Source organism: Oleiphilus sp. HI0043 (assembly GCF_001634935.1).
In genome coordinates this window covers 1-10118 of sequence record NZ_LWEY01001123.1, presented here as the reverse complement: position 1 = coordinate 10118, position 10118 = coordinate 1, and the positions used below count along the sequence as shown (strand labels likewise).

Here is a 10118-nt window from a genome sequence, read left to right as displayed (position 1 = left end):
GCGTAGTGACCTATATCATTTTTTGTATGGCTATAAACGTTTCATTATTGAGATTATTCGGTGTTTATTAGCGGTTTTACGCTATCCATGCCGTAAGTCTAGAATTTCAACCGATACGATTTCAGTGTATGCGACAAATAACCAGCGAAAAGCGCTGTCAAGTATAGAGGGGGAGCTTGAGACGAAGCATGACTCCTTGGATATATACGATATTTCCATCTGGTTTAATGCTGCTCGTTTAGCTGTGTGGACATCTAAATTATTCATATTTCCTTTTATGTTCTTTCTTTCTGACAAACGAGAGGGGGTCTACTTTACTTGCAATATGCGTGGCATGGTGTTTTATAATCGTTTGTTGATATCTAAAATTAAGGCTCGTGGTGTAGGCACTGTATGTATATCAAATGATCATGCAGGAGATATTTTTATCATCAGCCTACTTTTGAGGGAAGTAAAAGGAATCAAGGTCGTTTACGTGCAACATGGTGCTGTAAAGGATAGTTTTCCGTCCAACCAGTTTGATAGTATCTATGTGCTTGACAATGAGACCAGAGATATTTATAGACGTTTATCTGTGAATGATTCGGTGGATATAGTTGTAATGGAACAAGAGTCATTGCAGCCCGAATATAGTGCAGTACCGATTGATGTATTAGTTTGTTTTTCTCATCAATTCTATATTGTAAAAACGATAACCCTATTTCGGTATTTATCAAAACAAAGTGACAGTTCAATATTTGTTAGGTTTCACCCTTCGGATAAACTCGCTGGATTGAAGCTTAAAGTTTTGATGTTAATCTGCCGTGTATCTCTATCTAGCTGCGATCTTCCATTTGACAAAGATTTTTCTAGAGCTCGGGTCGTTATTTCAGCCTCTTCCTCCTTGCTAAAAGATGCTTACGCTAAAAAGCTTGCTGAGAATTTGATTTGGTATAAACCGATTGGCTTATCTTGGGACTATTATAATCTTGAGAGCGAATTATCTGTGGCTAAAAATATTAGGCAGTTACAAATACAGATAGGTCTTATTTATACATGAAAAATATTGGTTGGAGCGTCATTGCGCCATATTTCTTCGTGTTTTATTTTGTGCCTCTTATAATGATGGTGTTTTTAGGGCCGCACATAAACTTTGTAAACCCAGGCAACACGCTCTTAATCTTCGTCGTACTGCTTTGGGTAGGAATTTTTGCTTTCATATTTTCCAGAATCAAGTTGTCCTTCCCTGTCAATATATTCTCGAAACTACCTTTAATATTCGAGAATAATTTTTTTACCATAGTTACAGGGCTAGTTTTTCTGCCGCTCGCTGTTAAGTTTAACGCTGATTTTGGTATCAGCTTCAGGTATTCAGGTGAACAACTATCGCAATCCGGGGTGCTACCGCAAGTAATAACTCTGTATAAGAGTTTTTTTGTTGGTTTCGTAACGTATTGTTTTATTCTCTCATTGGGGAAAAGGGAGTTGGCGCCACTTTGTAGACTTAGCTTAGCATTGCATATGGTGAACTGGATACTATGTGCAAACGGTGCAGTAGATGTGGTTTGGATCTTTACTGCGCTTTTAATTGCTGCTAAAGGGAACAATGTTGATAAGTATTTACTGATTGGTAGCTCTGGTACTAACTTTTTTAAAACCATCAGTGTAGTGTTGCTCTCGGCTGCAGCTGTCACAGGAGTTGTGTTTTTTGGTTATGCTAACAAAATGGGTTTCGAGCAAGCCTACCTGATATTTAGAGATGAGTTTACAGGAAGGGTAGTTTATTACCTATACTATCGATTAGTTGTATTTACCTCTTCATTGGATCTGATATTGCAGCAGGGTTTTGATCTAAGAGCTAACCTCTTAGCTCTAGAATTAGAATTAGATATATTCGTTTACAGGTTAGGAAAAATTATAGGGTTCTTGTATCCAAGACCCGAGATTGAAGGTATTAATCGGCTAAATTATCTGAGCTTGTATAAATACCCTATTCAAGATAGGGCTGGAGCAACTCCAGGGCCCTTGGCAAGTTTTGGCTATATTCCAATGATGCCTCTGAATTTTGTATTATGTGGCTTTTATATTGCTGTCGTGAGAAATACCTATAAGAAAGTTTTTTGGTTGCCAAAAGGTTGTCAACCCTCAATGCTATCTTGTTTAATTTTCGTATTGATAGGTTATACATTTCTCCACAACCCAATTTCCGCGTTTACTAAGATTGGCCCAGAGCTTTTTAAAACGCTTTTTTTTATATACGTATTTGGGATGGCTCTAAGAAGGGCAAGGCGTGAAAATGAACGTGTTGTATAGTATACAGGTATTGAGGGGGTTAGCTTGTTTAGCAGTGGTCTTTTCACATGCCTTGGCGAAAGCGAAAAACTACCCTAGTCTTGAATTGCCTAGCGTTTTTGTTACAAACTACAGCTCGATAGTGCTCGGACATGCTGGAGTAGATTTATTTTTTGTATTAAGTGGGTTCATTATCTTTTGGGTGCACCATAAAGATTTTGGTGATAGAAATAGAATCCCAAAGTTTATTCTTTCTCGGTTAATTAGGGTCGTACCGATATACTGGATTCTCACCTTAGTTGGTGTTGTCACACTTTTACTATTTCCTCATTTATTTATTCACAGGTCAGAAGTCGAGATTCCTTGGGTGCTGGGTTCTTTGTTCTTTATTCCTGTGCCAACAAGCTATGGAGTGGTTTCGCCAGTTTTGGGAGTTGGTTGGACATTAAATTATGAAATGTATTTCTATTTAATGTTTGCATTGCTTCTATTTTTCAGAAAAGAAGCCCTTTATGTCTTGTTATTATTGTACTCTGTTCTAATACTACTTTTCTCTGACCCGACAATGCGTACAACATTGTCATACTCTGATTTAGTATTAAGCCCTATGGTGGTTGAGTTTTCGTTTGGTGTTTTTGCCGCTTGGTTATATATGAACCTTCAGTTGAAACTTATCCAGTATAGATATTTGTTTTTGATGGCTTCATTATCGCTTTATATATATTCCTTCTTGGATGTTCCTGTGACTTACTTCAACAGAACCTTATTGTGGGGTGGAGGAGGGTTCTTTATTGTATTATTTGCGTTGAGTATTGACTGGAAGCCAAAAAACTTGCTTGGGCTAGTGAGCGTCAGGTTAGGGGATGTTTCATATTCAGCGTACTTGTTGCAGGTTTTTACGCTGCCGTTCTTTACAAAGGTCTTTTTCTTTGTGGGGCTAGAGAATATTTTCGGGTTTTGGGTGTTTTCGATAGCGATTACAATACTGACGGTTTTTGCTAGTTATATTTTTTGGCTTTTGCTTGAAGAGCCAATTACTCGCAGCTTAAAGAAAAGATTTATCAGTTCCCAAAAAACATTATTATCCAAAACTAAATCAACATAGGAGTTATATATTTGAATGCCTGCGATTTACCAATGGTTTCTATAGTGACGCCAATGTATAACTCTAGAGAGTTCATTGATGAGACTATTCAATCGGTGTTTGATCAAACGTACTCCAACTGGGAAATGTTGCTAGTTGATGACTGTTCAAAGGATGGTAGTTTTGATTATATACGCGAAAAGTATAAAGGTGAATCCAGAATAACAGTAATCCAAAATCAAGTTAATAGCGGCGCTGGGGTATCTCGTAACAATGCCTTAGAAATATCAAAAGGTAGATATATAGCCTTTCTGGACTCTGACGATATCTGGGAGAAAGACAAGCTAAAGGTTCAAATAGAGTTTATGCAAGAGCATTCAGCCCCCATTTCACATACAAGCTTTAGCTTTATGGATGAACAGGGGGAAGACTCTCGAGGAGCTGTTGACGTTAGCCCGCTCGTCGATTTACCCAAACATTTGAGTAAAACTGAAATGGGTATGTCTACCTGTATGGTGGATACTAAACTTGTTGGTACATTTCGTTTGAGCGAAGTACGTGCTAGGCAAGATTTTCTATTATGGGTTTCTTTGTTGGCGAAGGGGCATTCATCCTATGGCTTATCTCGTTATCTTACTAAATACCGTATTAGAAAAGGACAAATTAGTGCGAATAAGTTAGTTGTTGTTCCTAAGACATTTCTCCTTTACATGAGGATTTCTCATATCCCAGTGCCTATGCGGTTCATCTATTTTCTGAGATATGTTTTTAATGCTTTTGCAAAGCGCTCAAAAGTAAAACGATAGCGAATTATACGTCTTGGTTTAATTGGCGTATGTATTTCTTAAGTCGATTGGTTTAAGTAGTGGAGTAAGATAAAAGTGAAGGTGTTAGTGACAGGTGCTGGCGGATTCATAGGGACAGCAATGTGCTCTCAGGTCCGAGGTGCTAAGCTTGACTTGGTGGCGGCGGTTAGGCAAGCGCAGGAGAGAAGTGTTGATGAGGTATCTATAGGTGATATAGACGGTAGTACTGATTGGTCTAAGGTCCTCCAGGGTGTCGATGTTGTAATTCACCTTGCTGGTAAAGCTCATTTTCTAAACCAAACGGGCTTTGATTTTCTGGAAAGTTATCGAACTGTTAATACATTGGGAACCATCAATTTGGTCCGTCAATCGATAGAAGTCGGGGTAAAGAGATTTATTTATATCAGTACCGCTAAAGTAAATGGAGAGCACACTAATAACAGAGGTCCATATAGTGTTGAAGATTTTCCATTTCCGAAAGATGCATTTAGTATATCAAAAATGGAAGCTGAATATGGGCTGAAAGAGCTAGCGTTGGCATCTTCAATGGAGTACGTAATTATTCGCCCCCCTTTAGTTTATGGGCCTGGCGTAAAAGCTAACTTTTCAGCAATGATGAAATTAGCAATGAAGAATGTTCCATTGCCTTTGGGGGCAATCGAAAATAAGCGAAGTTTAGTTAGTTTGCAAAACTTATCCGACTTAATTATGGTTTGTCTCAATAGTCCCAAAGCCGTGAATCAAACATTCTTTGTCAGTGATGAATTCGATATTTCCACTCCAGATCTTCTTCGTTCGCTTGTCTTGGCTACCGGAAAAGAATCCCGGATCTTGTATGTTCCCCCCTTAATTTTGAAAGCACTGGTTCGAATCCTCCGAAAAAAAGAGGTATATGATAGACTGTGTAGTTCTTTCCAAGTTGATATTTCTTATACTAAAAATACCTTAGACTGGACACCTCCGGTTTCGTTTCAAGATGGAATTTCTCGTTGTTTTGATAAGGCGTGTTGATTATGGTTATTCGTTTTTTTGATATTTTGTTCTCATTCTTTGGATTAGCTTTTGGGTTCCCTGTCTTATTGATATTAACGGTAATTGGCTTTTTTGACACTGGTTCTCCAATTTTTCGTCAGGAAAGAGTAGGTCGAAGGAAGAAACCTTTTACCTTGGTTAAATTCAGAACAATGAAAGTTGACACTGCTTCGGTCGCTACTCATTTGGCTAGTAGTGCATCAATCACGCCTTTCGGAAACTTCTTACGTAAAACAAAACTCGATGAACTTCCCCAACTATGGAATGTGCTAAAAGGTGAGATGAGCTTGGTTGGACCTCGTCCAGGTTTATTCAACCAAGAAGAATTAACTGCGGCTCGAGACGCTCAAGGTGTTTTTGATGTAAGGCCCGGAATTACTGGAGAAGCACAAGTCAATGAAATTGATATGTCTACACCTGTTAAGCTAGCGGAGGTTGATGCTAAAATGATCGGGGAGTTAAGTGTTGCTAACTATTTCAAGTTTATTGTAATGACAGTTACTGGTAGTGGGGCTGGAGATCGAGTACAGTTAAAGTAGTTTATTTTGTCGTACAATAGTGGTGAATAGTCGGTTTAGATCGGTATGTGTTTTTGGCCTTGGATATATCGATTCCTAACTTGCTCTATTGGGGGGTAAACGGGTCGGACGTGAGGGGGCCTCTTTCGTTGTTTTTGATACATCTTAACAAAGATGAAATACATGTTGTTGAACCTGAACTGAAGATGCTTGTTAAGTTTTTGTCATTTGAGAGCAAGCTTGGAAGCGGTCAAAGCTGAAATCTAATCCTTGATCAAAGGCGGTTATGTCCCAGGCTGGTGCAGTGTTGAACATGTAAGCTGTGCTACCCACCATTCTTCATGGAAAATGGTATTGCTTTGTTCAGTTAAATAAACACTTTCTCGATTGTCTAAGCTCTATCTACGATGTTACTCATAATAATTTAAGTGTTACTACTTTTCGCTGATACAGCGTATAAGTAGCGAATCGCATTAGCAGATTTTTAAAGAGAGAAACCATGAAAATAGCAATAGCAGGGACTGGCTACGTAGGCCTTTCAAATGCCATGTTACTTGCGCAGCATAATGAAGTTGTGGCGCTGGATATAGAGGAGCAAAAAGTTGCTTTGTTGAATGACAAAAAATCACCCATTGTTGATTCAGAAATCGAAGATTTTCTGCTGAATAAAGAGCTGAACTTTAGGGCGTCTTTGGATAAGAAAGCCACTTATGTTGGTGCCGATTATGTTGTGATTGCTACTCCGACTGATTATGATACGGAAACCAATTACTTTAATACCTCATCTGTTGAATCAGTTATTCGAGACGTTCTTGAAATTAACCCCAGCGCCATGATGATTATTAAGTCTACGGTACCTGTTGGCTTTACCAAACGCGTTCGTAGCGAGTTTGATACAGACAATATCGTTTTCTCTCCTGAGTTTCTTCGAGAAGGGAAGGCGCTACATGACAACCTATACCCATCACGAATTATTGTTGGCTCACAAAGTGAACTGGCAAAGACATTTGCAGCGTTGCTCGCTCAAGGAGCAGTCAAGGAAGATATCGATACGCTATTTATTGATTCAACAGAAGCAGAAGCGGTTAAATTATTTTCTAACACTTATCTCGCTATGCGTGTTTCGTATTTTAATGAGCTGGATAGCTATGCAGAATCCCATGGATTGGATACTCAACAGATTATCCAATAAATTGCAAAAGGGGTCGGTGACAACTAATAATCATTCGCATTACTTGCCCTACACCTAAAAGATCGTGTGTAGTTGCCTCCAACTTGTATGCAACGGGCTTTGACTTTCTGCTCTAGTTGGGCTGAATGAGTAATCAGCAGACATAATCAGCAGACGTATTGTGTTGGTGTTATTCCTTTGTTCCTTTGTTCCTTTGTTCCTTTGTTCCTTTGTTCCTTTGTTCCTGAAGTTTTTTAGCGCCTTCTATTAGCTCTCTTGTTTCTTTATGGGAACGGTCACAAAACTGTTCAAAGTCAGTAAGCAGCTTAGTTTTCGGCCAAACACCGGAGTCAGGTGTCAGTTGTCCAACTTTCAGCTGGTAGTCTGCAAGTATTTTTATGTACTGCTGTCTTTCGTCCTGCGAAATAACGATGGGGGGAAGGCCTGACTTTAGCAGAGGAATGTTTGCAATTAATCGCGCAAGGCGTCCGTTTCCGTCCCAGAAGGGGTGGATATGTACAAAGCCCATGTGAATCTTCGCGTAGGCTTTGATTCCGTCCTTAAGGTTGAGAGTTTGCTTGCATAATGAGTTGAGCTCTTCAATAAAAAGAGCCATTAACTTTTCTGTATGTAAGGGGTGGGCATATTCGATAAATACTTGTTGGTTTTTCTTATTAACTGCATAGGTACCGTTCATTTCAACTTTCCAGGCTCCATTCGGTTTATAAATGTCGGTGACGCGGTCTGTTTGAATAGCTAAATGAAGTTGGAAGCAGCTTTCTGCTGTAAAGGCTTGGTTAAGGTTTTGGTAAATCAATTCGATAGCACTAGCGTGGCCATATATTTCCTGGTGCTCTTTGAGTGGTTTACCTGAAATGGTTAAGCCCTCGTCCAATATAAACTTTGTATCACCTAAGCTTAAAGTATTGCCTTCTAGTGCCGTTGAGGTATGAGTCCAGAGGTTTCTAATCTGCTTGAGTGTAGATATCTGAATATCTGTATCTAGTCCCTGCAAAAACTGAAGCATATTGGGCGTCGTTTGGTGTGCAGCAAGACTATATCGTGTACCTTTACGACTGCCAGTTTTAATAAGCAGGCCTTGCTCACTTAATTCATTAAGCCAACGGCGTATCGTTCGATCTGAAGGAGGGCTAAGCTTGAGTGTTGGTTTATTTATCAATTCAAGAATATCAGACAGCGCGAAAGATTCAGGGGCTTGCTTAAGCAGCTGGAGGAGCATTGACGGGTCTAGTTTCTCGGTCATAACTGAGCCTGTATTCTAATATATAGGACATAACTCTATTTAATATGTCCGATAAAGTAAAGCAAAAGGGGTCGGTGACACATAATAATCATTCGCATTACTCAGCTTGAAAAGACCTTGGCTTAGGTCGATAATCACGTGTAACTATCAAGGAAGATAGAGGAAACTGAAATGCCAAGGAAGCCGAGAATGTATATGGCAGGAGTGCCGTGCCATGTAATCCAACGGGGAAACAATCGGGAAGCGTGTTTCTTTTCAGATCAAGATAATCAGTTTTATCTGGAATGCTTACAAGAAGCGTGTGAACGCTATGATGTAAGTTGTCATGCTTATGTCTTGATGACGAATCACACTCATCTTTTGTTGACACCTTCATGCACTGACGGTGTCTCTAAAGTGATGCAGTCACTTGGGCGGCGCTATGTACAATACATCAATAAGACATATCGGCGATGCGGTACATTGTGGGAGAGTCGTCATAAAGCAAGCTTGATCGATGCTGAAGGGTATTTACTCAAGTGTTATCGGTATATAGAGCTAAACCCGGTTATGGCTAATATGGTCGAGCATCCGGCTGATTACCGATGGTCTAGCTATCGGTGCAATGCATATGGTGAAAGAAGTCCGTTAATTAGTGCGCATGAGGTATATGCTCAGTTGGCACATGATACGCAGAGCCGTCTCGTTCGCTATCGAGAGTTATTTAACGTTGCGTTGTCGAAGGGCGTCATACATGAGATTCGTACTTCAGCCAGTTTCTCGATGCCTTTGGGGGATGATCGTTTTAAGGCACAAATCGAAGAAAATCTTAAGAGATCAATTGGCTATTCAAAGATAGGGCGACCTCTCAAGTGCGAATGATTACTAATTGTCACCGACCCCTTTTATACCATAATACAAAGATTGACAATGCTTGTATTTTTGCCTAGCATGAAATTTATAAATTTTTACTCTTGGAGGCCATTATGCATGTGTCCCTGACTGCCGAGCTAGAGTCTCGCGTTAAAGCCAAAGTTGAAAGTGGCTTATACAATAATGCCAGCGAAGTGATTCGTGAAGCATTGCGCTTTATGGATACGCACGAGGACTGGATCCACGAAGTGAAATTGGCTCGTTTACGCGAGCAACTGAAAGTTGGCACTGGCCAGCTAGATAGCGGTGAAGGTATTTCTATTAAATCAAAATCCTCTTTAGGTTCATTGTTCAATGATATTATGGCTTAAGTTTCATGCCAACACGCCACCTTGTTATAGCCCCTGCTGCGAAAACTGATTTAAAAAACATCTATCAGTACGGGTTGCGGCAATGGGGGAAAACCCAGTCTGATAGCTACCTTGAAAATATAAAAGAACACTTTTGGACTCTCACTGAACAAGCCATGATAGGAGTTGATCGCTCTGAACTTCTAGCTGGCACCAGAAGCCTACCTATTGCGAGCCATACCCTGTTTTATAGGGTTACAGGCGATACGGTGGAGATTATTCGTGTATTACATCGTCGCCAAGATCCTCAGCGGCACCTGACATAGTTCAATACTTAGCTGACAACGGGGTCAGACTCGATTGAAACCATCCTGTTGGAATCTAGCGCGAGCGTTGTGATATTCTTCCCTTAACTTAATTGATAAGGACATCACATGAAAATCCTACACCACGGAGCGGTGAATGGCGTAACGGGTTCGTGTCACGAGCTTCGCATTTCTGATAAAAACAGTTCTGAACAACAAGGTATTCTGATTGATTGCGGATTGTTTCAAGGGGCCGAGACCTCTGGGCAGTCGAGTGAAAGCCAGCTTGAAATCGACTTCCCAGTTTCTCATATTAAAGCGCTTGTCGTGACCCATGTTCATATCGATCATGTCGGGCGCATTCCTTATCTTCTCGCTGCTGGCTTTGATGGGCCGATATACTGTTCTGAGCCGTCGGCTGTGCTTTTACCGCTGGTACTGGAAGATGCGGTGAAGATTGGTTTC

Annotated in this window: 11 protein-coding genes and 1 pseudogene; 11 read left to right on the top strand and 1 reads right to left on the bottom strand. The window is 40.2% G+C overall.

The window, feature by feature from the left end:
• The 7 genes and pseudogenes from A3729_RS12565 to A3729_RS12535 all read left to right on the top strand — a co-directional run.
• Window positions 1–1039: hypothetical protein (locus A3729_RS12565; protein WP_231877429.1), on the top strand; the 1039-nt coding region annotated here is incomplete at its 5' end.
• Complete coding sequence (locus A3729_RS12560) at window positions 1036–2292, top strand: hypothetical protein (protein ID WP_068633962.1); 1257 nt, start codon at window positions 1036–1038, stop codon at window positions 2290–2292. The genes A3729_RS12565 and A3729_RS12560, both read left to right, overlap by 4 nt.
• Window positions 2276–3376 (top strand): acyltransferase, encoded by a 1101-nt coding sequence (locus tag A3729_RS12555; RefSeq protein ID WP_068633961.1) that lies wholly within the window; start codon window positions 2276–2278, stop codon window positions 3374–3376. Before A3729_RS12560 ends, A3729_RS12555 begins: the two co-directional genes overlap by 17 nt.
• Window positions 3377–3387: 11 nt before the next feature.
• Complete coding sequence (locus A3729_RS12550) at window positions 3388–4161, top strand: glycosyltransferase family 2 protein (RefSeq protein WP_156495329.1); 774 nt, start codon at window positions 3388–3390, stop codon at window positions 4159–4161.
• Between the two features lie 87 nt (window positions 4162–4248).
• The gene (locus A3729_RS12545) at window positions 4249–5172 is read left to right on the top strand and encodes an NAD-dependent epimerase/dehydratase family protein (RefSeq protein ID WP_197475835.1); all 924 of its coding nucleotides are present in this window, start codon (window positions 4249–4251) and stop codon (window positions 5170–5172) included.
• Between the two features lie 2 nt (window positions 5173–5174).
• Complete coding sequence (locus A3729_RS12540) at window positions 5175–5732, top strand: sugar transferase (protein ID WP_068633948.1); 558 nt, start codon at window positions 5175–5177, stop codon at window positions 5730–5732.
• Window positions 5733–6210: 478 nt separating this feature from the next.
• Window positions 6211–6900: pseudogene (locus A3729_RS12535) on the top strand (nucleotide sugar dehydrogenase); the annotation flags it as partial.
• Window positions 6901–7072: 172 nt separating this feature from the next.
• Here A3729_RS12535 and A3729_RS12530 read toward each other — a convergent pair.
• Window positions 7073–8146: a Fic family protein gene (locus tag A3729_RS12530; protein ID WP_082880602.1), complete on the bottom strand. Its 1074-nt coding sequence runs from the start codon at window positions 8144–8146 to the stop codon at window positions 7073–7075.
• Window positions 8147–8317: 171 nt separating this feature from the next.
• On the opposite strand from A3729_RS12530, the gene A3729_RS12525 reads away from it, so the two are divergent.
• The 4 genes from A3729_RS12525 to A3729_RS12510 all read left to right on the top strand — a co-directional run.
• On the top strand, window positions 8318–9007 hold the full coding sequence (locus A3729_RS12525; protein WP_068511523.1) for a transposase: 690 nt from the start codon (window positions 8318–8320) through the stop codon (window positions 9005–9007).
• A 104-nt stretch (window positions 9008–9111) separates the two neighbouring features.
• Window positions 9112–9369, top strand: coding sequence for a type II toxin-antitoxin system ParD family antitoxin (locus tag A3729_RS12520; protein ID WP_068633946.1), 258 nt, complete (start codon window positions 9112–9114; stop codon window positions 9367–9369).
• Window positions 9370–9374: 5 nt separating this feature from the next.
• Window positions 9375–9674: a type II toxin-antitoxin system RelE/ParE family toxin gene (locus A3729_RS12515; protein WP_068511530.1), complete on the top strand. Its 300-nt coding sequence runs from the start codon at window positions 9375–9377 to the stop codon at window positions 9672–9674.
• Window positions 9675–9782: 108 nt separating this feature from the next.
• Window positions 9783–10118: MBL fold metallo-hydrolase (locus A3729_RS12510; RefSeq protein ID WP_156497929.1), on the top strand; the 336-nt coding region annotated here is incomplete at its 3' end.